26 protein-coding genes and 1 riboswitch are annotated in these 26,860 nt (G+C 39.9%); of the genes, 15 read left to right on the plus strand and 11 right to left on the minus strand.

The annotated features are described in order from the left end of the window. Positions 1–126: 126 nt before the first annotated feature. The gene (locus FAX86_RS11670) at positions 127–2,652 is read left to right on the plus strand and encodes an efflux RND transporter permease subunit (RefSeq protein WP_144393589.1); all 2,526 of its coding nucleotides are present in this window, start codon (positions 127–129) and stop codon (positions 2,650–2,652) included. 42 nt (positions 2,653–2,694) lie between these two features. On the opposite strand, the gene FAX86_RS11675 is transcribed toward FAX86_RS11670, so the two are convergent. Both FAX86_RS11675 and FAX86_RS11680 read right to left on the minus strand, forming a co-directional pair. Continuing rightward, positions 2,695–3,246, minus strand: coding sequence for a hypothetical protein (locus FAX86_RS11675; protein WP_144393590.1), 552 nt, complete (start codon positions 3,244–3,246; stop codon positions 2,695–2,697). An 80-nt stretch (positions 3,247–3,326) separates the two neighbouring features. Further along, on the minus strand, positions 3,327–4,730 hold the full coding sequence (locus FAX86_RS11680; RefSeq protein WP_144393591.1) for a hypothetical protein: 1,404 nt from the start codon (positions 4,728–4,730) through the stop codon (positions 3,327–3,329). Between the two features lie 134 nt (positions 4,731–4,864). Beyond that, positions 4,865–5,011: riboswitch (TPP riboswitch) on the plus strand. Between the two features lie 98 nt (positions 5,012–5,109). On the opposite strand from FAX86_RS11680, the gene thiC reads away from it, so the two are divergent. From thiC to FAX86_RS11730, 10 genes are all read left to right on the plus strand, one after another. Then, positions 5,110–6,993 (plus strand): phosphomethylpyrimidine synthase ThiC, encoded by a 1,884-nt coding sequence (gene thiC / locus FAX86_RS11685; protein ID WP_144393592.1) that lies wholly within the window; start codon positions 5,110–5,112, stop codon positions 6,991–6,993. Between the two features lie 69 nt (positions 6,994–7,062). After that, a complete protein-coding gene (gene thiO, locus FAX86_RS11690) occupies positions 7,063–8,148 on the plus strand; it encodes a glycine oxidase ThiO (protein ID WP_144393593.1) in 1,086 nt (361 codons plus the stop codon). Next, on the plus strand, positions 8,149–8,412 hold the full coding sequence (gene thiS / locus FAX86_RS11695) for a sulfur carrier protein ThiS (protein ID WP_144393594.1): 264 nt from the start codon (positions 8,149–8,151) through the stop codon (positions 8,410–8,412). It begins immediately after the preceding gene. Between the two features lies 1 nt (position 8,413). Further along, positions 8,414–9,211 (plus strand): thiazole synthase, encoded by a 798-nt coding sequence (locus FAX86_RS11700; RefSeq protein ID WP_144393595.1) that lies wholly within the window; start codon positions 8,414–8,416, stop codon positions 9,209–9,211. A gap of 63 nt (positions 9,212–9,274) precedes the next feature. Beyond that, complete coding sequence (gene thiE, locus FAX86_RS11705; RefSeq protein WP_144393596.1) at positions 9,275–10,756, plus strand: thiamine phosphate synthase; 1,482 nt, start codon at positions 9,275–9,277, stop codon at positions 10,754–10,756. A gap of 2 nt (positions 10,757–10,758) precedes the next feature. Continuing rightward, positions 10,759–11,868 (plus strand): HesA/MoeB/ThiF family protein, encoded by a 1,110-nt coding sequence (gene moeB / locus FAX86_RS11710; RefSeq protein WP_144393597.1) that lies wholly within the window; start codon positions 10,759–10,761, stop codon positions 11,866–11,868. A 306-nt stretch (positions 11,869–12,174) separates the two neighbouring features. Next, positions 12,175–12,972 (plus strand): mechanosensitive ion channel family protein, encoded by a 798-nt coding sequence (locus FAX86_RS11715; RefSeq protein WP_205859206.1) that lies wholly within the window; start codon positions 12,175–12,177, stop codon positions 12,970–12,972. A 185-nt stretch (positions 12,973–13,157) separates the two neighbouring features. After that, on the plus strand, positions 13,158–13,862 hold the full coding sequence (locus FAX86_RS11720; protein ID WP_164503556.1) for a 3-deoxy-D-manno-octulosonic acid kinase: 705 nt from the start codon (positions 13,158–13,160) through the stop codon (positions 13,860–13,862). 3 nt (positions 13,863–13,865) lie between these two features. After that, entirely contained in the window at positions 13,866–14,771 is a 906-nt protein-coding gene (locus tag FAX86_RS11725; RefSeq protein WP_144393600.1) for a type II secretion system F family protein, read from the plus strand. Between the two features lie 258 nt (positions 14,772–15,029). Next, positions 15,030–15,866, plus strand: coding sequence for a phage integrase N-terminal SAM-like domain-containing protein (locus tag FAX86_RS11730; RefSeq protein WP_144393601.1), 837 nt, complete (start codon positions 15,030–15,032; stop codon positions 15,864–15,866). Between the two features lie 15 nt (positions 15,867–15,881). Here FAX86_RS11730 and rluB read toward each other — a convergent pair whose 3' ends face one another. The 6 genes from rluB to FAX86_RS11760 form a co-directional block, all read right to left on the minus strand. Further along, entirely contained in the window at positions 15,882–16,733 is an 852-nt protein-coding gene (gene rluB / locus FAX86_RS11735) for a 23S rRNA pseudouridine(2605) synthase RluB (protein ID WP_144393602.1), read from the minus strand. 12 nt (positions 16,734–16,745) lie between these two features. Next, positions 16,746–17,822, minus strand: a complete 1,077-nt coding sequence (gene scpB / locus FAX86_RS11740) for an SMC-Scp complex subunit ScpB (RefSeq protein WP_246128587.1) — start codon at positions 17,820–17,822, stop codon at positions 16,746–16,748. Positions 17,823–17,851: 29 nt separating this feature from the next. Next, positions 17,852–18,931 (minus strand): segregation and condensation protein A, encoded by a 1,080-nt coding sequence (locus tag FAX86_RS11745; protein WP_144393603.1) that lies wholly within the window; start codon positions 18,929–18,931, stop codon positions 17,852–17,854. Between the two features lie 55 nt (positions 18,932–18,986). Next, positions 18,987–20,204, minus strand: coding sequence for a tryptophan--tRNA ligase (locus FAX86_RS11750; RefSeq protein ID WP_144393604.1), 1,218 nt, complete (start codon positions 20,202–20,204; stop codon positions 18,987–18,989). 100 nt (positions 20,205–20,304) lie between these two features. After that, positions 20,305–20,928 carry an L-threonylcarbamoyladenylate synthase gene (locus tag FAX86_RS11755; protein ID WP_144393605.1) on the minus strand — a complete coding sequence of 208 codons (624 nt, stop codon included), beginning with the start codon at positions 20,926–20,928 and terminating at the stop codon, positions 20,305–20,307. A gap of 62 nt (positions 20,929–20,990) precedes the next feature. Then, the gene (locus tag FAX86_RS11760) at positions 20,991–21,833 is read right to left on the minus strand and encodes a PHP domain-containing protein (protein WP_144393606.1); all 843 of its coding nucleotides are present in this window, start codon (positions 21,831–21,833) and stop codon (positions 20,991–20,993) included. Between the two features lie 97 nt (positions 21,834–21,930). Here FAX86_RS11760 and FAX86_RS11765 point away from each other — a divergent pair, with 97 nt between their 5' ends. The 4 genes from FAX86_RS11765 (at position 21,931) to FAX86_RS11780 (ending at position 23,814) form a co-directional block, all read left to right on the plus strand. Continuing rightward, entirely contained in the window at positions 21,931–22,515 is a 585-nt protein-coding gene (locus FAX86_RS11765; RefSeq protein WP_144393607.1) for an inner membrane-spanning protein YciB, read from the plus strand. Continuing rightward, complete coding sequence (locus FAX86_RS11770) at positions 22,515–22,814, plus strand: YciI family protein (protein ID WP_144393608.1); 300 nt, start codon at positions 22,515–22,517, stop codon at positions 22,812–22,814. Before FAX86_RS11765 ends, FAX86_RS11770 begins: the two co-directional genes overlap by 1 nt. Then, positions 22,814–23,074, plus strand: a complete 261-nt coding sequence (locus tag FAX86_RS11775) for a BolA family protein (protein WP_144393609.1) — start codon at positions 22,814–22,816, stop codon at positions 23,072–23,074. The genes FAX86_RS11770 and FAX86_RS11775 overlap by 1 nt, the downstream gene beginning before the upstream one ends. A 200-nt stretch (positions 23,075–23,274) precedes the next feature. Then, complete coding sequence (locus tag FAX86_RS11780) at positions 23,275–23,814, plus strand: hypothetical protein (RefSeq protein WP_144393610.1); 540 nt, start codon at positions 23,275–23,277, stop codon at positions 23,812–23,814. A gap of 42 nt (positions 23,815–23,856) precedes the next feature. Here the strand turns inward: FAX86_RS11780 and FAX86_RS11785 are convergent, their stop codons facing one another. The 3 genes from FAX86_RS11785 to FAX86_RS11795 form a co-directional block, all read right to left on the minus strand. Continuing rightward, positions 23,857–24,612: a hypothetical protein gene (locus tag FAX86_RS11785; RefSeq protein WP_144393611.1), complete on the minus strand. Its 756-nt coding sequence runs from the start codon at positions 24,610–24,612 to the stop codon at positions 23,857–23,859. Positions 24,613–24,792: 180 nt separating this feature from the next. Continuing rightward, positions 24,793–25,809 carry an AraC family transcriptional regulator gene (locus tag FAX86_RS11790; RefSeq protein ID WP_144393612.1) on the minus strand — a complete coding sequence of 339 codons (1,017 nt, stop codon included), beginning with the start codon at positions 25,807–25,809 and terminating at the stop codon, positions 24,793–24,795. Between the two features lie 289 nt (positions 25,810–26,098). Continuing rightward, positions 26,099–26,764: an energy-coupling factor ABC transporter permease gene (locus FAX86_RS11795; RefSeq protein WP_144393613.1), complete on the minus strand. Its 666-nt coding sequence runs from the start codon at positions 26,762–26,764 to the stop codon at positions 26,099–26,101. Positions 26,765–26,860 lie beyond the last annotated feature (96 nt).

Consider the following 26,860-nt stretch of genomic DNA (forward strand, 5'->3'; position numbering starts at 1 on the left):
GGTTCAGTATGAATTTACAAGAATCACGGTTAGCGCTTAAAATAGCCGGCGTAAAAACGTTCGACCAATTGAGCATACAAAAATTTAATAACTTGGGGTGCATCACTCCAACATTAGGAACTTTTGATGGATTTTCGTTCAAAACTTGGTAACTGGATTGCAGAATTAACAATTCAGAAAACTGCCCTGACTTTATTTTTTCTTGTGCTAGCTGTTGCTGGATTAACCATTAAGCTGGGTGATTTTCGACTCGATGCCTCCGCAGATTCATTGCTTCTGGAAAACGACCCATCTCTAACAGAATACCGCAAAACCTATTTAGAATATGGTAGCGATGATTATCTCTTTCTATTATTCGAGCCCAAAGATGAGCTATTTCAACAGAAAAATCTTGATGTCCTCGCTAACTTGCAAAAACAAATTGTATCTATCGGTGCCGTTGAATCGGTAACATCTATTCTCGATATTCCGCTTTATGATCCAGAAGAAGCCGATATTTTTACTGTTGAAAATAAAACAACGACTTTACGAGAAGGTGAGTTCGATTTAAAACAGGCAAAAGAAATATTGGTCAACAATCCTATCTATAAGAACCTTATTCTCTCAGAAGATGGCTCTCTAACAGCGTTACAAATAAACCTGGATGTTCCCCAATCTCTGAAATCAAGCATTCGAGAATTAACTCAATTCCAAGTCAAGCATGCCAATACCAAGCTTACCGAATCTCAATTACTCGAAAAGCAAGCACTTCAAGCTAAAGTTGGGGCAGAAAACTCTGCTTACAGTCAAGTTACTGCTGACGTTATTAACAAAGTTAGAACAATAATTGCTGAGGGCCCCGAAGATACCAGACTATTTCTCGGTGGTGTTCCGATGATAGCTCATGACTTAATGGAATATGTACAAAATGATTTGGTCGTCTTTGGTAGTGCAATTTTTATCATTTTAATTCTTATCTTAACCCTCATATTCCGACAATTGCATTGGATCGTGCTACCACTTGGCATTTGTTCAATTGCCGTCTTAGGTATGGTTGGCCTTTTGGGGTGGCTCGATTGGCCTGCGACCGTCATTTCTTCAAACTTTATCGCTCTACTACTCATAATGACCATGTCACTCACGATTCACTTAATTGTTCGCTTTCGCGAGCTTTCAGCGAACGATGCCAACATGAGTGTTGAAGATCGACTAAGAAATACTTTGAGTACCATGTTTATTCCTTGTCTTTTTACTGCATTAACAACTATGGTGGCCTTCGGCTCATTAGTCGTTAGTGATATTCGACCTGTTAAAGACTTCGGATTAATGATGTCGATGGGTTTAGCGTTAGCTTTTATCATCGCCTTTTTGTCATTTCCTTTGTTTGTAAAATTGACTTATCGCAATAAATCAGAAAAGCAGTTGCAATCAAAACTGACCGAATTCACGTCAGCATTGGGACGATGGACTTTAAAAAGTAACAAAATAATATTATTTACGGCGCTCTCGATCGCGATATTCGCAACATCGGGCATAACCCGTCTAAGTGTTGATAATATTTTCATCGATTACTTCCGCAGCCACACCGAAATACACCAGGGAATGAAAACAATTGATGAGCAATTAGGTGGTACAACACCATTGGATATCGTTATCAAAACAGAAGCTCTTATCCCCAAGCCTGAAAAACTTGATTTCGATGATGGTTTCTCTGAGTTCGAAGATGAAGAAGAAGCTGTTCCGCTATCATTTTCCCGCAATGGCGTTGAGTCAATTGCGAAAGTACATCGCTACCTGGAAGAATTTGAAGTCACGGGAAAAGTGCTCTCTTTAACTTCCAGTTTTCGTTTGCTAAACGATTTAAATGGCGGTGAAACCTTAGATGATTTTCTGCTCGGTTTATTTTACAAAAGAATGTCTGCAGATATTAAGCGTCAGCTTATCGAACCTTATCACAACGACGATGGCTCTCAGATTCATTTTAATATAAGAATGATTGATTCACACCCAAAACTAAAACGTGACGATTTCATAAATAGTTTGCACAATCATTTTCAGAACGAGTTAAGTTTGAGCAAGGAAGATTATACGATCACCGGCATGTTTGTTTTATACAACAATATGTTATCGAGCTTATTTGATTCTCAAATCAAAACAATTGTGACTGTCTTTTTAGTTATATTGGTCATGTTCATATTTATCTTCCGCTCATTCGCTTTGGCTATTTTAGGTTTAATACCCAATGCATTGGCTGCAGCAATGGTGCTAGGAGCGATGGGTTGGTTCAATATTCCTCTAGATATGATGACAATTATGATAGCGGCAATAGCTGTCGGGATAGGTGTGGATAATACGATTCATTATATTTTCCGCTTTAGGAGAGAATATGCAACACGTAAAGATTATGAAGCATGTGTTCAAGCGTGCCATGATTCGATAGGTAAAGCACTGTACTACACATCGTTAACCGTTATTGCAGGGTTTTCTGTGCTAGTATTTTCAAACTTCATACCAACAATCTACTTTGGAATTTTAACCAGTATTGCTATGGGTACCGCACTACTAGCAAACCTTACACTACTTCCAAGATTAATTTTATGGTTTAAGCCAAACATTCCATCACTAGACAATGGTAAAGCAGCTCAAACTGCTCAAGAAAAAAAACCGGCATAAGCCGGTTTTTTTCTATCTTTTTTACAGCTAACTAAACCGTTTCTACTTACCCGACGTAAACCGAACTCCTAAAAATGTTCTGTCTTGCTCAAACCATCGATCACGAGTAAAAGTTACAGCAAAAGTTGGCGAGAAATAATAATGAATTCCGACTTGATATCCATCCTCATCAACGCCTTCCATATCAAAACCAGTTTGGTTGTATTCCAGATTCAGCTCAAGCTGGTTAGTCAATCGACGGCGCCACCCTAGTTCGTATCGAGTCACATCTTTGTCATCAAATACAGGCAAATCAAGTTCGACCTTTTTATATCCAATGTACATTGAAGACCCTGCCGCAGCCCCCCAAAAAACACCTCCACCAAGCGATTTCGCTTTGTAGCCAGAATTCGCAACATCACCATCAAGCGAAGTTCGCTCATAACTAACATATAATCCTTGTTTAACAGGTAACTGCAATCTAAATTGCTCCCCAGACAACTCATCATCACTCGTTTCAATGTAAGATACATCGATTAAAGCCATATGTGGTTGTGTCGCATATGAATGCCCTGTCAGTATAGCCAGTCCGGTTGTTATTAATAATTTTTTCATTTTGAATAGACTTGTTATTTTCCAGTGTATGAACTTTGGCACAAATGAGATTTCAGGTAAAGCACAATCAAACCGCATTATCACCGAATGTTAACTAATGCGGTTTTTAATGCTTTAGGAATTCTCTCAGCCCAACGCTCTTCTTCCATTTCCTTCTCTATCTGTCGTCGAAATTTTTGCATTATCGGATCAATACTTTGCGAAAACCGAGTAAAAAACTTTTTATAACTCAAGTCCTCAAACAACATAGCACTACGATACAAATTCTTCATCTCAGGACTCATTTTGTCTAATGCGGCCTTCACAGACCCCTCTTTTTCAATATGACCAGACACAATCTCCTGTAAACTTTTCTCCTTATCAAAATCAACAAAGGGGACAAGCTGTAAAGCTGTATAAGTAGTTAACGAGTTGTAATTACCATTCTCGATGACATCGAAAACTTCCTTTAGAGATAAACCAATTGCCTCTATCGGTAATTTTGCTCTCATCTGTTTATCGGGCTCACCCGCCATCTCTATTCCATTATCAACGGCAAAAAGTTGCTTATCACCGCGTAAAATAAACTCTTCTCCTCGGGAATTCTTAACTTGAACGCCAACAAGGTCGCCATCTAAGTTATGCAAATACTGAGTTAAAGCACCAGAAATCACACTACCCTCTTCACGTTTAGACTTTCGAAAAAGTTGTTTTATGTCAGCATCGGCATCAACAAAAGCGTCAATTTGAGAACGTGGAACTCTCAAGTGTCCAGATGAAAATGCATCACTTAGAAAGTGATCGGCATATGAGTTTGCAAATAATGCCAAATCGATCATTTTCTTTTTGGATAGTTCTATTAGGTACTTTTTCGTTAAGCGACGCCGAGCTAAAATAGAATCTAAATATTCATATTTTTTAGATAGTCTTTTCTTGTAAGAAGATTTATTAACTAACCTTTTTAACTCATGGCTTTTTTCCTTACAACCAGCATTATTATCATTCCATTGCTTCTTATCACACTTTAAATAAGCAAGTTGAGCAAACCAGAGTGCTTTCTCATGAAAATTAATGTAATTTTTAATATTATGCCAGGCAAAGTGAGAGTAATTGTCATGGGCCAATGTAAGATAACGAAATTTTCTCTTTACCATTCGCGTCTCGCTACATTTTTCATACTCTTTACTTTCTCGAATTGAGCGAATTTCCTTATCAATGCATTCCTTTAGCTTTTTTCTATTATGAAGGTAGTAATCTTTGAGGTAACTCGGTTCATCCAATGCCATTTCCTCAATGCTTTTATACATGTCTCCCGACATAGCAATTAAATGACCGTAACGAAAATCAATATCGGCCTCTAAATTAGTTATCCGGTTTTCATATTCAGGAAAGTATTGAGCCATCGCCATATCGCCTAATATTGCGTGCTCACCGGCGTCAAAAGCAAGAGAAGGCGTGCTATAAATAACAGTAATAAAACCTAGGAGAAACGTTCGAAAATTCATAAGCTCCAACCAAAACAATCTCACAACAAGATAATTATACCCTAAAATACGACTTCACCGAACTCACTGTTATTTTTCACGGAAAATACTTAACGACTTCTTCCTCTATACCTTAGATTTGATATAATCCTCGCGAAATGCTCTCGGGGTGCTTGAACCGTATGGTTTTATCGAGCTGAGATGCGATAACACGGCAAGCTATTCAATCATTGTTGTTAATTCGCAAACCCGCAGAACCTGATCCGACTAATATCGGCGTAGGGATGAGCGAATTATTTGTCTTAGAGTCGATTTTATTTATAAATTGACTCTCTAAAACTAAAATGCCCGACAAGACAAACGCCCTCTGCGCCTCACATTTATCACAGTGAGGAACAACATGAATAGCAAGACCAATATCCATTCTTCAGAACATTCAACAGTCACTCAAGAACGCATTTCCGATAGAACAACGTCTATTACACAAGCACCCTTACCAGCCAGTAAAAAAGTGTTTATTAAATCTGACCGTAATCCAGAAGTGTCAGTACCCATGCGGCAAATTAATTTAACTGACGGTACAAACATAACCCTTTACGATACGTCAGGTCCATATACCGATCCTAATCATCATATTAATGTACACCTTGGCATACCCAGTATTAGAAAGAATTGGCTAGAAAGCCGACATGACACAGAGCTTTACGACGGGCGACCAATGATTCCTGCAGACAATGGCCATACCGATCAAGATAAAGCTTTTAAATATTTCAATCCTGACCTACAGAGAACACCAAGACGCGCCAAGCAAGGATGCAACGTTACTCAACTACACTACGCTCGAAAAGGCATTATTACTCCTGAAATGGAATTTGTTTCATTGCGAGAAAATCAAAGAAGAGAACATATTAATAATGAGTTCTCAACAGCTGAACGCTCTAAACGTCGTGCTGGTAATCCATTGGGAGCAAATTTAAAACCTATAACACCGGAATTTGTGAGAGCAGAAATAGCGCAAGGTCGAGCAATCATTCCAGCCAACATTAATCATCCAGAATTAGAACCCATGATAATCGGGCGCAACTTTCTCGTTAAGATTAACGCCAATATAGGCAATTCAGCGCTATCTTCAAACATCGAAGAAGAAGTTGAGAAGCTTGTATGGTCGATTCGCTGGGGAGGAGACACCGTCATGGATTTGTCGACCGGTAAACACATCCATGCCACTCGTGATTATATTATTCGTAATTCGCCAGTGCCTATTGGAACCGTTCCCATTTATCAAGCACTCGAAAAAGTAAATGGTATAGCGGAGGACCTCACCTGGGAAGTTTTTCGCGACACTCTTATTGAGCAAGCCGAACAAGGCGTCGACTATTTTACCATTCATGCAGGAGTGCTCCTGAGATACGTCCCACTTACAGCGGATCGAGTGACTGGAATTGTTTCTCGCGGTGGTTCGATTATGGCTAAGTGGTGTATCGCACATCATCAAGAAAACTTTTTATACACTCATTTTGATGAAATTTGCGAAATTATGAAAGCTTACGATGTTAGCTTTTCTTTAGGCGATGGATTACGTCCAGGGTCGATTGCTGACGCCAATGATGAAGCCCAATTCAGTGAATTAAAAACTTTGGGTGAATTAACTCGACGCGCCTGGGAGCACGATGTTCAAGTAATGGTAGAAGGCCCAGGACACGTCCCCATGCATATGATAAAAGAAAATATGGATCAGCAACTTGAGCATTGTCATGAAGCTCCCTTCTACACTTTAGGACCACTAACAACGGATATAGCACCTGGTTACGATCACTTTACTTCCGGAATTGGTGCCGCAATGATTGGCTGGTTTGGTTGCGCTATGCTGTGTTACGTGACACCTAAAGAGCATTTGGGCCTTCCCAATCGAGACGATGTTAAAGAGGGAATCATCACTTACAAAATTGCCGCACATGCAGCAGATATTGCAAAAGGACATCCAGGGGCTGTCTATCGAGATGATTTATTATCAAAAGCACGCTTTGAATTCCGCTGGGAAGATCAATTCAATCTTGGACTCGATCCCGAGCGAGCACGCGCTTTTCATGATGAAACGCTTCCTAAAGACTCCGCAAAAGTTGCTCACTTTTGCTCAATGTGCGGTCCCAAGTTTTGTTCCATGAAAATCAGTCAAGAAGTTCAAAGCTACTCACAAGAATCGATCAAAAAAGAAATGGCAAAAAAGTCTGAGGAATTCAAAAATGCTGGCGGTGAAATTTATGTCGAAACGTCGGATAGCTAAAATTGTTTAATAAAGTTGATAAAAATATTGAGTCGACATGATCTTTCGGAGAATTAATCATTGAGTCAGATGAAAGCAAAGGTAGGTATTGCAGGAGCTGGTATAATGGGCCGGCTGCTTGCCATGCAGCTTATTGAATCAGGTTATTCAGTATCTATATTTGATCAAGACTCGATTGAATCGGGCAGTGCTGCAGCTTACACTGCCGCAGGCATGTTAACCCCCTACACAGAATTAGAATCAGCTGAACAACCAATTTATAACATGGGGCTTAAATCATTAAAATTGTGGCCCAAGTTAATAAGTACTTTGCAAAGCGATCTCGGTTTTCAACAACAAGGAACACTCGTCGTTGCCCACAACAATGACAAAGCAGACTTTCTAAAGTTTAATCAACAGCTCAACCACAAGAAAATTTCCTCTGACAATAATGTTAAAAGGTTAAGTCGTACTGAACTATCAGAAAAAGAACCCGAGCTTAACTCATCATTTGACCAAGCCATTTATTTGGAAGATGAAGCTTGGTTAAACACTCAAAAAACGATGCAAGCTTTGGCCAAACATTTATTAGGAAGCGGTATTAACTGGTATGCTAAGACACATGTGAGCCAAGTTCACTCAAGAAAAATAACGACCTTAGAAAAATCTTATCCATTTGATTGGGTCATTGATACACGTGGACTTGGAGCTAAACCACAGTGGCAGGAATTGCGTGGAGTCAGAGGGGAACTTGTTTGGTTAAAGGCTCCTGAAGTAAAGCTGACTCACATGATTCGATTAATGCATCCCCGTTATCGATTATATGTTGTACCTCAATTAGAAGATCAACTCTACATTATCGGCGCCACGCAAATTGAAAGTCATGACTTTTCACCAATCAGTGTGCGCTCAATGATGGAGTTATTATCTGCAAGTTATGCTGTGCACTCAGGTTTTGGCGAAGCCAAAATTATTCAGAGCCAAACGAATTGTCGGCCCGCTTTACGTAACAACTTACCCCAAGTTCTCATTGACAATCGATTGATTAAGATTAATGGCCTTTTCCGCCATGGTTTTTTATTAGCTCCAACCATCGCACAAGAAGTCACGCAATGGTTGAACTCAAATGAATCTTATCAGTCTCCATTTCAAACCTTATTCTCAGAGGTCGCTTAAATGATTGATATCACTATCAATGGAACCGCAATAACAACAGAGCATCGACAACTTTGTGAGTTTTTAGATAGTTACTTTATGAAAAGTTGTCTTCAATCACACAAAAAAGAAAGTAGTCCCAATGAAAACATTTCAGATGGAAACTCTGAGTTTAAATTTGCCATTGCTATTAATGACAATTTTGTGCCCCGCTCTCAATATCAAACTATCACTCTAAAAAATAACGATCGCATTGAACTATTGTCTCCAATGCAAGGAGGATAAGATGAATCCATTATCATCAAATTGGCAGCTGGCAGATAAAACAATAACAAGTCGTTTACTTATAGGTACAGCTTTATACCCCTCACCACAAATTATGCAAGAAGCACTCGCCGCATCAGAGTCGCAAATTGTCACAGTATCATTAAGACGACAAAATCCCCGAGAAAATAGCGGTGAGGATTTTTGGAGTCTTATCAAAAATAGTCAATACCATCTATTACCGAATACGGCTGGTTGTCATTCCGTAAAAGAAGCTATAACAACGGCACAAATGGCGCGCGAAGTTTTCGACACAAACTGGATTAAGTTAGAGGTCATAGGCGATCAATATAATTTACAACCCGACCCATTAGGTTTGATTGAGGCGAGTAAAGAACTCATTGCACAAGGATTCGAAGTTTTTCCTTATTGTACTGACGACTTGGTAATTTGCGAAAAACTGGTTGCCGCAGGCTGCCGAATTTTAATGCCTTGGGGTGCGCCTATCGGTACAGGAAAAGGACTGATAAACCCATACGCATTAAGAACATTGAGACACCGCTTGCCTGAAACAACTTTAATTGTAGATGCTGGAATTGGTGCTCCATCTCATGCATCGTTTGCAATGGAATTAGGATTTGATGGTGTTCTGTTGAACACGGCCGTAGCCGAAGCTTGTGAGCCAGTAAAAATGGCCACAGCTTTTAGTCATGCAGTGCAAGCTGGAAGACTAGGATTTGAGGCTGGACTAATGCAACAAAGAGATATGGCGCAACCCAGTACACCAACTTTGGGCACTCCATTCTGGCATCAAACTTAAATTTCGACGATACTTTGAAACGAGTTATCTAACAAACATCATCTCACAAACGAGTTTAGTTCTATGTCTCTATGCCACAGTGCTCCAGTCCGCCCAATTGTTCTCAATTTGTGCGGTAGTGATTCATCGGGAATGGCCGGAATCGCTACCGATATAAAAACACAAGCCGCAATGGGTGTTCACAGTGCCATTTGTTTAACCGCCAATACAGCACAATCGAATGATAGTTTGGATGCAATTAATGAAGTGGGTTTTGATGAATTTCGCACCCAGATGAACTCCAGTCTTAAAATGCCTGTGGATGTAATAAAAACAGGCCTCATCGCTAATTATCAACAAATTCAATTTTTGAAAGATCGACTTTCTTCACAAAACATTCCTTTAGTGTGCGATCCGGTATTAGCAAGCTCGAGCGGATTTGCTTTTCACGACGATAAATTTTTGAGTTATCTAAGAGATGATCTTATCCCTCATGCTAAAGTGATAACGCCCAATCTGGATGAAGCAGAAATTCTATGTGGTTTAAAAATAAGAACAACAGACGATGTTGAAGCTGCCGCCAAAATGATTTTATCAATGGGTGCACAAACAGTGGTTATCAAAGGTGGCCATGCTAACACTCCGTGGTCTCAAGATTTTGTTTTAACCGAGCAAAAAGCTTTTTGGTTATCGAGCAAACGTATCGATACCATTAATACCAGGGGAACAGGATGTGCCTTTGCATCCGCTATCGCCAGCTCCATTGCATTAGACTATAGCGTCTATGACTCTATAGTCATTGCAAAAATGGCTATCAACCAGGGTCTTCGACTTGGTTATGGTACAGAAACTCAACAAGGGCCAGTTTCAATTCAACACTTTCCTGACCGACAAATTGATTTACCCTGTTTAACGTCGGAGGCATCTTATCCATTTGAAAAAATTCAATTTGCTAGTTGTGATGAGCCATTAGGAGTTTATCCAATTGTCTCTTCAGCTCACGAAGTAAAACAGCTGTGTGAAGCAGGAGTCAATATCATTCAATTGCGAGTGAAAGATTTAGTTGAAAATGAACTTGAGAAAGAAATTAAAGATGCGATAAAGATTGCAAAAGGAGCCAATTGCCAACTATTTATCAATGACTACTGGAAGTTGGCGATAAAGCACCAAGCGTTTGGTGTTCACCTAGGGCAAGAAGACTTATCAAAAGCAGACCTTTCAGCGATAAAAGATGCAAACATCAGACTCGGTATAAGCACTCACTGTCATTATGAAGTAGCACGCGCACATAGTTTACGTCCATCATACATTGCTGTTGGTCCAGTTTTTCCAACGTCCACCAAGGTTATGCCATGGAAACCACATGACATTGAAGGACTCCGTTACTGGCGACAGGTTTTAAATTATCCCATTGTTGCCATAGGCGGAATTAATGAGTCCAACCTTGTAGAGATCTGCCAAACAGGCACTGATAGCGCAGCCATGATTTCAGCGATTACCCAAGCAGAAAACCCGATAGAGGCAACCAAAACCTTTATTGCTCAATTTAAAAAGCATCGTTCTTAAATATGAATCAACCCACTGAATTTAATGCCAAAGAATGGCTAAGATATACTCGGCATATTCAACTTCCTCAAATGGGAGCCGAAGGACAATCAAAGTTAAAAAATTCTCATGTTCTCATAGTTGGTGCCGGAGGTCTTGGTTCTCCGGCCAGTTTATACTTAACAGCAGCAGGTATCGGGAAAATTACTTTAGTGGACGCAGACTCCGTCGACGTTAGTAATTTACAGCGACAAATATTGTATACAGAAGATGATATCGGGCAGCTAAAAGTGACTCAAGGCCAGAAGCACCTGCAAAAACTAAACTCCCACATTCGACTTAACACAATAAAAAGCTCGCTGTCGACTGACAATGCGGAAAAACTCATTCAACAAGCAGATATAGTGCTCGACTGCACCGATAATTTTTCCACTCGTTACTTAATCAATGACTACTGCTCTTATTTAAAAACACCCTGGATCTTCGCCAGTGTGCACCAGTTTTCTGGCCAATGTGCCTTGTTTACTCCAGATACCGCGTGTTTTCGCTGTCTTTTTCCAGAAATGCCAACAGACATACCTGATTGTAACAGTGGTGGGGTTCTTGGGGTTACTCCAGGAATATTAGGATTAATTCAGGCAAACGAAGCCATTAAATGGTTAACCGAACTTCCCACACCTTTAAAAAATACGCTGCTACTTGTTGAAACGCTAGAGTTAACCTTTCGCAACATCAAACTCAGTCGCTCGCCCGATTGCCCAACGTGTCATTCAAATAACCTGTCGAAAGAAAATAGTTCTTTCTATACTGAAAGCTGCTCTCCCTCCCCAAAAAAAGATTTCGAATTAACTACGGAAGAATTTGATAACCTTAAACATCTCGAGAATTGCATATTACTCGATGTTAGGACACACCCTGAAAGAAATGCCTTTAATTTAGGAGGACTGCATATCTCTCTTGATACTCTTCAACAAAATCTGAATAAGCTGGATAAAACTAAGACTATTTTATGTTATTGCCAGTCGGGCCGTCGCAGTTTAAATGCAGCAGAAGAGTTGAACAAATACGGATTTGACTGCAAAAGTTTACACACAGGTATCTCTGGTTGGTTAAAGTACCACAGTAACTTTTAACGCTGTTAATTCAGTCGATAGACGCCAAGTACCCATAATTAAACAATGGTAATTGGTTTCACAATATTTCTGTGTTTCAATGAACTTATAACTGAATAAATACAATTTATCCTATCGGTGGATAATCTCGAAACTTGGTAGTTTTCCTTTTTTGACAACTTTACCCCATACATCTCTGCAAAAGATTAACAAAGAGCTATACTCACGACCTTAAATCATTTTAAAGTCTCAACTTATATCGTAGTATGACTCCATAAAAAGAAAATCGGAGGCGTTATGGAAAAACTTGCAGAATTTGTCGAAGGTATGGCTCAAGTAGCCATCAACTGGGTTCAGCAAAATTACTTATCATTAATAATGGCATTGCTGATATTTTTTATCGGTAAATGGATCGCCAACTTGTTAACAAAAGGCTTTGCCAAGCTCCTTTCAAAGGCCAAAGTTGAAGACATACTTATTAACTTTCTGTCCGGGATCGTTAAAACTTTACTACTTATCTTTGTTGCGGTTGCAGCGTTATCCGAGCTGGGTGTACAAACAACATCGTTGGTGGCCTTAATCGGTGCAGCAGGTATCGCGGTTGGTCTCGCACTTAAGGATTCATTACAAAACTTTGCCTCAGGCGTTATGTTAATAATATTCAGACCCTTCAAGGCGGGAGATTTTGTTGAAGCGGGTGGCGCTTCGGGTACAGTTGAAAGAATAGCAATTTTTTCGACAACGATGAGAACGCCTGACAATAAAGAAATTATCATTCCTAATGGAAATATATACGGTGAAAAAATCGTTAACTTCTCCGCCCGAGCGACGCGGCGTGTTGATATGGTGTTTGGAATTGGGTACGACGATGACTTAAAAAAAGCTAAGACTGTTTTAACCGATTTAATTAACTCTGACGAGCGGATTTTAAAAGATCCCGCACCAGTAATCGCGGTATCAGAACTCGGTGACAGCTCTGTAAACTTTATCGTTCGCCCCTGGGTTAACTCGTCTGATTATTGGGCTGTGTACTGGGATACACACGAACGCGTTAAGCTAAAGTTTGATGAAGAAGGAATCTCTATTCCTTATCCACAAATGGACGTTCACCTCGACAAGGTATAAGCACTTAAACATCAGTCAATACAGCGCTTCGGAGCTCTATTGACTGATAGACCACCCTTTTGGGAATGATCGTCAATTTTTAGAGAACCTCGCTTTAACCACTTATTTTGCCTAACCCTTCTTAATTCGGTTATTATGAGTTATCAGTATAAAAAAGAGCCTGAGTCTTGATATCAAGTAACGAAGTGGAATCAGGAGTATATGTTTTAACCTGCAGTTTCACGCCCCAAAATTTATCGCCCGAGTGGTTCGAACCCAATCATTGGATCGATCAAAATGCTATTACAGGTACATCAACAGGCAGAAATACCACTTACTTTTTCTCATCTAATAACCACGAATACGTTCTCAGAAAGTATTTGCGTGGTGGCTTAATTGCGAAGTTCAATAAAGATAGATATCGCTTCAACTCAATAGAAAGCACTCGAGCTTATCTTGAATTGAGTTTATTAGAAAAAATGACGCAAAAAGCCCTGCCATGTCCGCGTCCTACAGCTGGTTTAATCCAAAAAACAGGCAGTCACTACCGAGCGAAATTAATAATTGAAAGAATCAACAACTCAAAAGACGCTTTTGAACTTTTAAAAACAGAGAAGTTACCAGATGAAATCTGGAGAAAAATAGGGGCAACCGTACGAAAATTTCATGATCAAAATGTTTTTCACTCAGATCTTAATATCCACAATATATTGGTCGACGACCAAAACAAAATTTGGATTATTGATTTTGATAAATGTGAGTTTCGAACATCCAATACAACATGGAAGCAACAAAATTTAGATCGACTTTTGCGTTCGCTCAAAAAAGAAGTAGGAAAAAACGACGAGTTTCACTGGAATGAAAAGCAGTGGCCTAAATTGATTGATGGCTATAACAATTCTGGTAACTAAAGTTTGAACCGAAATACTCCACTATTTTTATTCAATGATCTGGCAACTTTAATTGAGGCTGGTGTTACTCCAGTATCCGCATTAAAGAAACTGGCCGATGGAAAAGATAAAAACTGGCAATCAGCCATAACACATGCCGAGAAAGGTTCTTCTTTCTCTCTTGCGTTAGCAAAAAGTCAACTCGTTGATCGGTATGAAACAGAAATATTGGCCATTTCAGAAAAAGCGGGACGCTTACCTGAAGGTTTAAGAAAAATAGCTGTCGAACACGATAATAAACGTATAAGACGCAGTAAAATCAAAACTCGAATTATTTTACCCTTTGCGATTTATATTATTGCAATTTTTGTCAGAAGCCTAATGCTCGCATTAAACGATCCTGACAGCACAGTGCTTTCTGCATTAACTCAGGGCATTATGCTGTTACTCATTGGATTTATTATCACTCGTGCTATCTTAAAATCAATATTTCTCGATCCCTGTTCATCGATAGAAAAGTTTTCATATTTTAGTAACCATGTTTGGTACCGCAGATTATTCGAACAAGTCATTTTTGGTGCTTTAGTGTGGCAACTCCGATCGGGCATCGATGCAAGCGCTGCACTTAAACGCAGTGCGAACCTTATTAAAAAAAGTCCCTTTTTCAAAAATTTACAAACAGCTGCAACCCATTGTCAGCAGGGCCAGAGCGTTAGTGACAGCCTCTCTTCCGCTAACTTGCCGGTTACGAATGGTGGGCAAGCAATAATTCGTTCGTCAGAAGCCAGTGGAAGTTTACAGCATGCTTTAGAAAAGTATTTAACCCATGAAGCCAAACTATTAGAAAACACTATCGAACTCTTTTATGACTGGGTACCAAGGCTTTACTACGGCCTGGTCGCTATCGTCGCGATCTCTGTTATCGTGTGACCCACGATATGCGCACTTCTTCACACGGAGAATTAAAACTGTAACCTACTGAATTATCAGGTTTTTATTAATAAACTTCGCATTTTAAAGTTAACTTATGAATTACTATGAGTAAATTGTTGAGCAGAAGAAACTTAAATTTAAACTTAGCAGTTGAAGACTATGGACAATGTCTCACACGCGGGCGGGACAATCTCTTATTGTGAACTAGTTCACACTCCTAAATAATGCAATTATCGCTCATCGGAGATTTTTATTATGGAAGATAGACATGAAATCATGGTTCACATAATCGAAGCATTTAAACGGCATCGCTTCAAAAAACAGGACGCACAAGAGTACCTTGATTGGATTAAGCTATTTCTAAATCATTTTAAAGATGAAAATCCCAAATCATTAACTACAGAATCGGTTAAAACCTTCCTACGTTATCTTTGTGATGAAAAAGGTTTAATGCCATCTCGTCAAAAGCAAGCTTACTTAGCTGTCAATTTCTTTTATAATCAGGTACTTAGACGCTCGCTTTGGAGCAGCGTCAAATTCGATGACAACGAAACAGATTTTGTCGCTGGATTAAATGATACGATTCCTCCGCCAGCACTTCCCGATACAGAATCGCCTCAATGGACTCAAAGTTTACAAGAACCCTTCAGACTCATTGCGCAAATCATGTTCCAATGTGGCATGAAATTGGAGGAAATTACTAACTTGCGTATCGAAGATGTCGAGCTGGAAAGACGACAACTCCGTATTAGAGATGCCTTTGGCGAATTTAGTGAAATAGAAATATCGACGACCTTGTATCAACCTTTAGCACTCCAGGTGAAAAAGGCCCTCAATGCTCATCAGCAAGATACTCGCCAGGGTAGCGTCTACTTTAGAAACCCTAATCCTTTGAAGCACAACCAGCTGACCGAAAATCCTCGCTGGTACTTCCTTTTTCCGGGAACCTTGCAATTTAATTTGCATACCCAAAAACGAGTGAGAGAACCCATCAGTATAAACTTCATTGAGCGAGCATTCTCACAGGCCAGAGGCGATCAAAGTGCAAGAGTCACCCCAATAAAACGTTATTCCACCGGGTCAACCATTTAAAAAATACTCCCAAACTTAGCGACGTCTTCTGTTAGAAGGCCGCTTAGTTTTGTATTTCATCTGCTTTTTTCGCTGTGTACTGCTTTCAGTCGTCCGTTTAAAATTTCGAGCGGATGGTTCAAGTTGAACAGACTTTTCGATATCACGCACCACTTTTGGTTCCAACTCCAAAAATGAGCCTTTGCGTAAACCTCGTTCTAAATTAACAATGCCATACTTTACTCGAATCAAACGTGAAACTTGGCAACCAACAGCCTCCCACAAGCGCCTCACTTCTCGATTACGGCCTTCTTTCAATGTCACGTGATACCACTGGTTAAAACCTTCACCACCTGAGAACCGAATGCGATCAAAGTTGGCCATTCCATCTTCGAGAGCGACACCTTTTCTTAACCGCTCGATAACTTCATCAGTTATCTCTCCGTTAACACGAACAGCGTATTCTCGCTCTAGCTCATAGCTGGGATGCATCAAACGATTGGCAAGCTCACCATCATTTGTAAACAATAATAATCCCGCCGTGTTTAAATCCAGTCTACCAATAGCAATCCAGCGGCCGTTTCCAGGATTAGGTAAGGCATCAAATACTGTTTTTCGACCTTCGGGATCTTTTCGAGTGCAAACTTCACCTTCGGGTTTGTTATAAGCAATTACCCGACGGACCATTGCCTCTTGACGAGGAATCGATATAACGCGCCCATCAACGCGAATTTTATCCGCTTCACTGGCACGTGCACCTAATTCGATTATTTCACCATTAACCGACACCCGGCCTTGAGAAATAACCGATTCCATTTCACGACGCGAGCCCATTCCAGCGCGCGCTAATAACTTCTGTACTTTTTCAGTCGAATCCGACAAAGTCATACCCTTCTTTCATTATTGTCGGTTTTGAGAATCATTTTCAGACGATGTTTCATCGTCTTCTATTTCCTCATCACTCGAACTATCGATCTCATTTTCTTCAGCATGCAAGCTTTCAGTCAATGTGTCATTTTCTGAATCCTCGACTACCTCGACCGATTCAGCTTCAAACGCATCATTAAATGTTTCATCATCAGCTTGAATATTTTCTGATTTTGAAAGCTCTGCCTGCTCAATTATTTCTTCTTCCGATAGATCTTTTTTACTGGTTAAAGCATCTACCGCATGCAAAGTATTATCTAACTCCGCCATTAATTCATCAGTGGTTAAATGACTTTCCTCATCCTCAGCTTCGTCATTTTCTTCGAGCATATCTTGCTGATTTTCTACATCACTTTCGAAAGATTGATCGGAATCACCGTGAGCTGAATCGGGTTGTGATTCATCGTTATCTTGAACATCTTTCTCAGTAGCGTCACTCGTTTCGGTAGAGTGCTCTACATCATCCGATTGTTCATCACCTTTTTCTTCCAACTCAAGCTCTGCATTTATTTTATCTAAATCACGAATTTCAGATAACGTTGGCAACTCTTCCAAACTTTTTAGATTAAAATAATCAAGAAAATCTTTTGTTGTTGCATACAGGGCTGGACGCCCGGGAACATCACGATGCCCTACGACACGAATCCACTCTCGTTCAAGCAAAGTTTTAATAATATGTGAACTAACGGCAACACCCCGTACTTCTTCAATTTCAGAACGAGTAATTGGCTGACGATAGGCAATCAATGCCAAAGTTTCGAGCAACGCACGAGAATATCGCGGTGCTTTTTCTTCCCAAAGTCGAGCAATCCATTCTGCATAATCTTGTCGAGCTTGAAACCGAAATCCACTGGCCACTTGCTTGAGTTCTATTCCACGATCTTCATAAGAATCGTTTAAAGCATTTAAGGCTTCTTGAACTTCACCTGTGGTAGGACGTTTATCTTCCTCAAACATCAGCAACATTTTATCGATAGACATGGGTTTGCCGTAAACCATAATGGCTGCTTCAAGCAAGTTCTGTAATTTTTCAGGGGTCATACTACTCATGATGATAATTGTCTCATGGTGTTTTTAATTCACGACGTCAATTCATCGGTTTCAATTTGAGCGCGCGCACGAACATGAATCGGACCGTAGGGTTCATTTTGAACCAACTCGATCAATTTTTCTTTCGACAACTCCATCACCGAAAGAAATGTCACAACAACACCTTGTCGCCCTTCCTCCACAGTAAAAAGCGTAACAAAGTCAGTAAAGTGTTCTGCCGACAAGACAGCCAAAACATGCGTCATCTTTTCTCTAACGGAAAGGGTTTCACGCTCAATTTGATGATGCGTAAACATATCCGCACGTTTTAAAACGTCTTTAAATGCCAAGAGCAATTCTTTTAAATCAAGCTCCGGTTGTGGTCGCACTAAATTCAATTCCGGAGTTTCGACCTCTGTTGGAAAGACGTCACGACTCAAACGCGGCATTTCATCGATATCTTCAGCAGCCTTTTTGAAACGCTCATATTCTTGCAGCCGGCGAATCAAATCTGCACGAGGATCACTTTCATCTTCTTCTTCGGTTTTTGGTCGTGGTAACAGAACTCGACTTTTTATTTCGCACAAAACGGCAGCCATTACCAAGTATTCTGCGGCCAGTTCCAAATTCAAGTTCTTCATCAACTCTACGTATTCCATATATTGCTCGGTAATATTGGCAATCGGAATATTGGTAATGTCTAAATTTTGACGTCGGATAAGATACAATAAAAGGTCGAGCGGACCTTCGAATGCTTCGAGAAAAACCTCCAATGCGTCCGGGGGAATGTAGAGATCTTTCGGCATTTCCCGAACGGGCTCGCCGTTAACTAAAGCAAAGGGCATTTCCTCTTGAACAGGTTGAGCATCGGATTTTTCAGATGAAACCTGCACTTCATCTGCCGAAGCCTCTTGTTCAGAAGACGCCTGACCGGGTGAGCTATCACTTGCCGCATTGTCGCTATCTGGAACTTCAGAGTCCAACTCGCTACGCTCCGTTTCGCTTTCCACCTGGTCATTGTCTGATTCTTTCGGTGACGATGCAGAGTCTTCGGTCACAACAAGATCATCGGAAGTTGTCTCTGGCGACTCCTCCAATTCGGGTTGCTCTGTTATGTCTTGCTGACTCATTTAAATTGCCACCTAATATCGATATCCCACCGAGTACACTACCAAGGTTTAACACTTAACGATAGTTCAAACCCATCGCTTGTCGAACGTCATCCATTGTCTCACGAGCAACGTCTCTAGCCCGCTCGCTGCCTTCGTTGACAATGTTTTTCACCAACTCAGGATTTTCAATGTATTCTTGTGCATTGTCACGAAAAACTTGCTGCTCTTTAATCACGCAGTCAATTACCGGCTGCTTACATTCGAGGCAGCCAATTCCCGCTGTTTTACAGCCTTCCTGCACCCAACTCTTTACTTCATCATTCGAATAAATTTTATGAAACTCCCAAACTGGGCAGTTTTCCGGATCACCTGGATCATCTCGACGAACACGAGCAGGATCGGTCGGCATGGTTCGGATTTTCTTTTCCACCGACTCAGGCTCTTCTCGCAAAGTAATTGTATTGCCGTACGACTTGGACATTTTTTGACCATCAAGTCCTGGCATTTTTGAACAGTTGGTCAGCAAAGATTGCGGTTCAGGCAAAATGACTTTTCCACCACCTTCTAAATAACCATAGAGCCGCTCTTTGTCACCACGGCTTATTGAAGCGTGACCTTCAAGTAAAGCTCGCGCCGTCGCAAGCGCTTCATCGTCACCTTCTTCCTGATAACGTTTACGCAACGCGGAGTATAACTTTGAGTTTTTCTTGCCCAGCTTTTTAACAGCAGCTAATGCTTTTTCTTCAAACCCCGGCTCTTTCCCATAAATATGATTGAATCGTCGTGCAATTTCTCGAGCCAATTCGATGTGTGGAACCTGATCAGCGCCCACCGGAACTTGTCCTGCTTTGTAGATTAAGATATCAGCAGTTTGTAATAATGGATAACCCAAAAATCCATAAGTGGATAAGTCTTTATCTTTCAGCTTTTCTTGTTGCTCTTTATAAGTGGGTTGACGCTCTAACCAGCCCATTGGCGTGATCATCGACAACAACAAATGGAGCTCTGCATGCTCCGGTACTTTAGATTGAATAAAAATCGTTGAATTACCTGGATTAACACCAGCAGCTAACCAATCAATCACCATATCCCAGATGCTTGGTTCAATAATCGCTGGATCGTCATAATGGGTCGTTAACGCGTGCCAATCAACAGCACAAAAGAAACACTCATATTCGTGTTGCAGTTGTACCCAGTTTTTCAATACACCGTGATAATGCCCTAAATGCAATTTCCCAGATGGCCGCATACCTGACAAGATACGCTGATTCTGAATTGCCACCGAACTCAAAGCCTTTCCCCTTAATGACGTTGTGTTTTAACTTTGTTAAAAGAACCGAGCATTATACAGACTGAGCCCGGTTTGAGTAAGTGATTTAGTTGTTCAAAAATCATGCTGAAAATGAGTCAGGATCGCCCGCTCCATAACGTAAAACTTCCGGCGTTCCTTCCGTTAAATCAATAACCGATGTCGCCAAATCGCCACAATGTCCGCCATTAATGACCAGATCCAATTGATTGCCATAAGCTTCAAAAATGTCATAGGCATCAAACAATTGTTCTTCACGATCGGGCATAATGAAACTGGAAGACATAATAGGTTCATCGAGCGCCTCTAAGAGTGCAAGTGCAATAGGATTATTAGGCACTCGAATCCCAATAGATTTTCGCTTGGGATGCATTAATCGGCGAGGTACCTCTCCTGTCGCTTTTAATATAAAGGTATATGGCCCAGGAGTATGATTTTTCAACAGTCGAAACGTCGCATTATCCACTCTTGCATAAGTCGCTAACTCTGACAGATCTCGACAAACCAACGTGAAATTATGGTCTTTTTCCAGTTTTCGCAAACGTCGAATACGATCCAAGGCGCCTTTATCGCCAATATGGCAACCCAATGAATAACCACAGTCGGTGGGATAAACCATCAACCCACCTTTTTGAACCAGAGCAACCGCCTGACTAATTAAACGAGGTTGAGGATTATCAGGATGAATTTCTAAATACTGCGCCATAATTTGTTCTCAGTTTTATATTAGACGTTGATTTTTTACAGCTTTTCGGGGGAGGTCGTAACTTACCACAATTCCCATATTGGCTGAACATTTGATGGCATAGGTGCAAAATGTCCAGGTTTTACCCAACGCCATTCAGGATTATGGAAGTCAGCGCCTTGCGACCCATGCAGTCCAGCTGCTATTGCTTGCTCGCTTAACCACCGAATTAAAGCAGGGTCGGCATTAGGATACGCCAGCTCTATTCCTTGACCGCCAGCTGCTACAAACTGGGATATTAATTCTTTCAATTGACGACGAGCGAGCTGATAACGTCCCGGATGAGCAATTATAGCATGACCACCGGCTTTGCTAATGACTTCGACAACTTCTTGCAAATCGGGCCATTCAGCTGCCACATAAGCTTTTCCTTTACGGCCAATTAAGCGTTTAAAGACCCGATTTGAATCGGGTGCAGCCCCCAAACTGACCAGGATTTGTGATAAATGTGTGCGTGTTACTGATTCTGGGCTCAAACCAGCAACGGCTTCACTAACTCCGTCGATTCCCAATGCCTCCAATTTCTCAGCAAAGGCAGAAAGCCGCTGGCGCCGATAACGCTGCTGATTACTCAAAAAACGGTTTAAATCTTGATTGTTTATATCTATTTGCAAACCAACGACGTGTATTTCTCGATTTCCAAACTGACAAGAAATTTCGACGCCAGGAATTATTTCACAAGGAGTTTGCAAAGCTCGCTCTGCTATCTCTAGATGCGCACCGATTGAATCATGGTCAGTAATGGCGAGTGTTTTTACACCATTTTCAACAACATGCGACAACAATTGATCAACACATAAACTTCCATCCGAATAATGTGTATGGCAATGTAAGTCGATTGCGTGGGAGTGTGCAGCAGGGTTCATTTACAGCAAATACTCAAATCAGGGTTGGCTTACTGGGAACAGGCAAAGTATCATTAGCGATAATGCAAAAACAAGTCAAACCATTGATACTTAAACCATGAAGCTATTTCTCGATTTTTTCCCCGTACTCGCCTTTTTCATTTCTGCGAAAGTGTGGGACATCTATATTGCCACTGCCGTTTTAATATTGGGCAGCTTTATCCAAACCGTTGGTCATTGGCTTATCAAGAAAAAGTTTGAAAAATTGCACTTGGTCACTTTTTTCGCGTCATTGATTTTAGGAAGCATGACTTTGTTTTTCCGTGACGATAGTTTTATTAAATGGAAAGTCTCTGTCGTTTATTGGATTTTCAGTGGCACTATTTTCGTTTTCTTATTACGAAAAAAAATTGCGATAAAAGCCCTGTTTGAAGGACTTATGAAAATTGATATGGGTTTGAAAGATACGCTTTGGCACAAAATTAATATGGCCTGGGCAATATCACTACTCGCATTGGGCTTTTTAAATTTGTGGATTGCTTATTCATTCAGCCTGGATGCATGGGTAAACTTTAAAGTTTGGGGCACCATGATTATTCAACTTATAATGATGCTTGTCACATTCTTTATCATCTTCAAAAATATGCCCGAAGAAAACAGAAGAGCACTCGAACAAGAAGAGCCGCCAAAGGAAAATGATTAATGTGGTACGCCATTATTGCCCAAGATGTTGACAATAGTTTGGAAAAACGACAACAAGCACGCCCCAAACATTTGGCAAGATTAGAGCAACTCAAAAACGAAGGACGGCTTTTCGTGGCTGGTCCACATCCTGCAGTCGACGGAAATGATCCTGGCCCAGCTGGCTTCACAGGAAGCTTAATCATTGCCGAGTTTAATAGCCTTGAAGATGCAAAGCAGTGGGCAAATCAAGATCCCTATGCCGAAGCCGGTGTTTATGAAACCGTTACTGTTAAACCCTTTAAAAAGGTATTACCCTGATGGACAACTCTCAACGTATCGTCGAAATCGAAGCCGCACTAAATAAAGAATTGTCGCCAACTCATTTAGAAGTTATTGATGATAGTCACCTACACGCAGGGCATGCAGGAGCCAAAAGCGGCAAAGGCCACTTCACTGTGGTAATCACTAGCCCAAGTTTCGAAGGAAAAAGACCTCTACAGTGCCATCAGATGATCTATTCCGCTTTAGGAGAACTCATGCAAACTGATATCCATGCATTGAGTATAAAAATCCCATAATCAATGCCGACTGTTATTATTCCATTTTTATAGTTTTTGCTTAAAAACTTTTTCAGATCTTACTTCACTGAAAACAATGACCATTTGCTATTAAAAACCATCTCGTAAAAAAATATATAGCAAGTTAAACCCTCTGACCTCTTGAGTATACGAGCACCCCAATTTACAGTGTTAGTTGATCCTTTGGCAGAGGTGGTTCAATGCGTTATACGATTATACTACTGGGATGTATTATTATTCTGGCAACCTGGCTTTCTACACCTCCTCCATTCGAAAGAGGTAGTCAACAACTTTCTCATCCTAAAAAAAACGTTATTGATTTATCATCGAGAGAGACAACTGATGATAAAATTTCACACATTGAAAAAAGTACTGAAAACGAGCATTCGCTCAAAAGCCACCTAAACTCAAAAGCGCTTCACATCATCGCCTCTATCGAAAAATTATTCACATCAGGAAAGGTTTCGCAAACAGAAAGAAATTATTTAAAACGATTAATTATGAGAAAAACATTGAAATTGAACAGCTATTTTTTGTCGGACAATCCAACATTATCCAAACCAGAATCGTTTGATTCGAGTAAATTGCCTCCAGAGGAATACAAAAAGATTGAAAACGCATTTATTTCAGAATTACTATCCACGGACGTTTATCCGCCAGGTATCTCTCGTGATGAATATTTAAATAAAGAACTCACCAAATTTAAAGAGAAAATAGAGCAGCCTTCGTCATACCAATAAAACGACTCATATAAACTCTCAAAAGCATAAATAAAGGCATTACTAATCTTTTTCAGCTATCCTACCTTGTAACCAAAAACAACCCGATAACTTGTCACCAATATTAATGTCTCTGCATCGAATGTTTGACTTATGAGTAACCATGGGCAGATTAAACATATTCTCATTATTCCGATCTTGAATTAACTTAATATCGAGCTCAACCAAGTCATGATTTTTCAGGGCGACTTCCTCAACTCTTAAAACTTCACCAATGAAATCATAATCATTATCGGAATTAGTGTGAGTACTGGGCATATATGAGCAAAAATCGTCAGAAAAATTTTCTGGAAGTTCATTTGCAACATCAATCACATAAGCGAAACTCGTCAACGAAATAGGTAATTCTCCACCTTGTTTGTATCGCTTTGAATTCTCCAAATAATCAGTCGCAAAAAAATCAACCGCGAAAGTATCTCTCCCTGAACCGATAACTTGCCCTTCAATGCCATTGACATGCTCCCACTCTTTCACTTCATTTATAGTCACAGGAATATCGTTGGTCGAAATTAATGCTGGGTATAAGGTTTGTAATGCATTTTCTGTCTGGATTCCCAGAATACAAACATTACCATATTTTGCTTGGAGCCTCAGTTTATTCTTAACACTACCATGTAAGGTTAAGTCGCTTAAAGTTTCATTAATAGCAGACTCCATATCAATCGACTCATCAAAACTTAAAAGCGCGCCCCAATGATCACCATGAGATCCATTAGTTGTTTTACTCACTTTTACTTTGCTATCAAAAAAACCAAACATACAGGTCCCCAAGGTTAAAATCACTTAAGTATAGTCGAGTTCTACTTAACGATTATCTGAGAACGCATAAAAGATTATTGCTTGCATTCAATAAATAATGACCTACGACACAACTTTCACAATATATTTCCATATGAAAAATAATGTTAATAATTCATAAATCAAAATTTCATAAACATACTAAACGCCAACAACTCGCTCTCTATATTTCCCAGGGGGTTCATCAAACCAACTTCGGAATGCTCGAGTAAATGTACTTTGATCCTGATAGCCGAGGAGTAGAGCGACATCGATTAAACTCATATCAACTCTCTTTAAATAAGCTGTCGCACTAGTTCGCCTTATCTCATCAAGTATTTGCTTAAAACTGGTTTTTTCGTCTTGCAATCGACGCCTTAAAGTCCGTTCATGAAACCCTAAAAATGTTGCCGCCTCAGATAAAGTAGGGACTTTTTTTCCAAGCTGGCTTTGGATGTAGCATGATACCTGACTTTTTACGGACTCACTTTCCTGAAAAAGCTTCAACCGGTTATCAAGCTGAAACTTCATAAGCTCGACAATCGTGGGGTCAGACTGTTGTAATGGTGTATTTAAAATTTCAGAATGAAAGTGCAATGCAGTTCTCTTAGCATTAAAATCGATAGGACATCCAAAAATATCTTCATAAAGTTCACTTCTCTCGGGACGTTCATGTTTAAATTCCACTTTAATAACAGGGTACTGATCACCCCAAGTTATCCATCTACCGATACCAATATAACCTGACATCACGGCTTCATTAACCGGTCTAATCAATGATTGATCTTCAAAACAAGAATGCCACTCCAGTACTGCGACATCACCTTCTAAATACAGTGGCGTTTGTCCTAGTTCTTGATTTAACTTTTGATATCTATGATTGAGTTGAATAGCATCATAAAGTGTTTCAGAACACATAACCGCATAACCTAAAACATCAAATGTTCCAGGCTTAAACGCTTGACCAACTCTTAAACCAATGAGCGGATCTCCGCATAGCTTAATAGCTTCATGAAATAACATCACCGTTTTAAGTGAGCATAATCGATTATTAGGTGATGAAAAAAAATCTTCATTCACATCGATACAATCCCAAAGTGCTGCTTTAGAAGCACCACACTGTGCTGCCACCTCAATAATCGTTTCAACATACTTTGCTGAAAAAGTGCCAACCTTCATGATTTCCTCCAATGATTATCACTAATGATGTTTTATCGTTAAAACGAAGAATGAGTTATGTCTCCATAAACGAAAGGAAATAATAATGAGAGTTAATAAATAAATTCAATCAAAAATGTCAATTTGAGAATAAACAGCTTATCAATGATATTTCCAGACTAATAAATGCAAAAGTTTCAGATGTCTGACATGCCAAAGTAGAAATATTCTCATTGCGAGAATATTAAAATAAATCTCTTTATTGAAATATTTTCTTAATTACAATTATTTTCGGTAGACTAAGACGCGATTATTTTGATAAGAAATATTCTTCATCAAAAGTGCGCATCCAGTCGGGGAAAAAAACAGTTATTGTCGAGACAATTACACCATTAATGAAAGCTTCAGGGAACATGCCTAATAATATCCATTGATATTTAAAGTCGTCATTTGGCCGAAATAGAGATAAATCAAATAAAACAACGAATAGATAAGCAAAAGAGGCAATCAAAGGAATAGTTAACGCACCACCAAAAAATCCAATACCCAATGTGTAAAAAAATAAATTACCAGGCTTTCGCTTGCGCAACCAATTACAGGTATAAACAATAAAAGCAGCAGGAACGACACCATTAATTAAATAATGAAATCCCCATTCCGACATTGAAAGCTGAGCAAAGAGCAAATAAATACCTGAAGCAATCGCTGTGACAACCAGGCTAAATCGAAAACCAATCATTAATGCAACACTCGTCACGATAAGAGGATGAATACGCAATCCATCCACAACTTCAAACTGCATTAACCAGAAAAGTATCAAAAAAAATACACTACCCAACAGCAGATGTTGTCGTTCTGGCACCTCGGTCACTTGCTTCCATTCTGCGCTTCTTACTCCCCATAGGAAAACAAAAAAAGCTACCAAATTTATTAGCCAAATAAAGAGATCGGGAAATAATTCTGCAGCTATTAACATCGTTTACCCTAATTACTCACATTATAATATCGTTAAGCGGCGCCTATTTGTCGACAATATTGTTGTCTAATACAAGGCTCAAGCGTTAGTATAATA

This window comes from Pleionea sediminis, assembly GCF_007570825.1.
Taxonomy (GTDB): Bacteria; Pseudomonadota; Gammaproteobacteria; order Enterobacterales; family Kangiellaceae; genus Pleionea; species Pleionea sediminis.

Excerpts from the sequence above, each read along its gene's own strand:
- FAX86_RS11670 (WP_144393589.1), top strand. The coding sequence starts at position 127 with ATGGATTTTCGTTCAAAACTTGGTAACTGGATTGCAGAATTAACAATT.
- FAX86_RS11675 (WP_144393590.1), bottom strand. The coding sequence starts at position 3,246 with ATGAAAAAATTATTAATAACAACCGGACTGGCTATACTGACAGGGCAT.
- FAX86_RS11680 (WP_144393591.1), bottom strand. The coding sequence starts at position 4,730 with ATGAATTTTCGAACGTTTCTCCTAGGTTTTATTACTGTTATTTATAGC.
- thiC (WP_144393592.1), top strand. The coding sequence starts at position 5,110 with ATGAATAGCAAGACCAATATCCATTCTTCAGAACATTCAACAGTCACT.
- thiO (WP_144393593.1), top strand. The coding sequence starts at position 7,063 with ATGAAAGCAAAGGTAGGTATTGCAGGAGCTGGTATAATGGGCCGGCTG.
- thiS (WP_144393594.1), top strand. The coding sequence starts at position 8,149 with ATGATTGATATCACTATCAATGGAACCGCAATAACAACAGAGCATCGA.
- FAX86_RS11700 (WP_144393595.1), top strand. The coding sequence starts at position 8,414 with ATGAATCCATTATCATCAAATTGGCAGCTGGCAGATAAAACAATAACA.
- thiE (WP_144393596.1), top strand. The coding sequence starts at position 9,275 with ATGTCTCTATGCCACAGTGCTCCAGTCCGCCCAATTGTTCTCAATTTG.
- moeB (WP_144393597.1), top strand. The coding sequence starts at position 10,759 with ATGAATCAACCCACTGAATTTAATGCCAAAGAATGGCTAAGATATACT.
- FAX86_RS11715 (WP_205859206.1), top strand. The coding sequence starts at position 12,175 with ATGGCTCAAGTAGCCATCAACTGGGTTCAGCAAAATTACTTATCATTA.
- FAX86_RS11730 (WP_144393601.1), top strand. The coding sequence starts at position 15,030 with ATGGAAGATAGACATGAAATCATGGTTCACATAATCGAAGCATTTAAA.
- rluB (WP_144393602.1), bottom strand. The coding sequence starts at position 16,733 with ATGACTTTGTCGGATTCGACTGAAAAAGTACAGAAGTTATTAGCGCGC.
- scpB (WP_246128587.1), bottom strand. The coding sequence starts at position 17,822 with ATGAGTAGTATGACCCCTGAAAAATTACAGAACTTGCTTGAAGCAGCC.
- FAX86_RS11745 (WP_144393603.1), bottom strand. The coding sequence starts at position 18,931 with ATGAGTCAGCAAGACATAACAGAGCAACCCGAATTGGAGGAGTCGCCA.
- FAX86_RS11755 (WP_144393605.1), bottom strand. The coding sequence starts at position 20,928 with ATGGCGCAGTATTTAGAAATTCATCCTGATAATCCTCAACCTCGTTTA.
- FAX86_RS11760 (WP_144393606.1), bottom strand. The coding sequence starts at position 21,833 with ATGAACCCTGCTGCACACTCCCACGCAATCGACTTACATTGCCATACA.
- FAX86_RS11765 (WP_144393607.1), top strand. The coding sequence starts at position 21,931 with ATGAAGCTATTTCTCGATTTTTTCCCCGTACTCGCCTTTTTCATTTCT.
- FAX86_RS11770 (WP_144393608.1), top strand. The coding sequence starts at position 22,515 with ATGTGGTACGCCATTATTGCCCAAGATGTTGACAATAGTTTGGAAAAA.
- FAX86_RS11775 (WP_144393609.1), top strand. The coding sequence starts at position 22,814 with ATGGACAACTCTCAACGTATCGTCGAAATCGAAGCCGCACTAAATAAA.
- FAX86_RS11780 (WP_144393610.1), top strand. The coding sequence starts at position 23,275 with ATGCGTTATACGATTATACTACTGGGATGTATTATTATTCTGGCAACC.
- FAX86_RS11785 (WP_144393611.1), bottom strand. The coding sequence starts at position 24,612 with ATGTTTGGTTTTTTTGATAGCAAAGTAAAAGTGAGTAAAACAACTAAT.
- FAX86_RS11790 (WP_144393612.1), bottom strand. The coding sequence starts at position 25,809 with ATGAAGGTTGGCACTTTTTCAGCAAAGTATGTTGAAACGATTATTGAG.
- FAX86_RS11795 (WP_144393613.1), bottom strand. The coding sequence starts at position 26,764 with ATGTTAATAGCTGCAGAATTATTTCCCGATCTCTTTATTTGGCTAATA.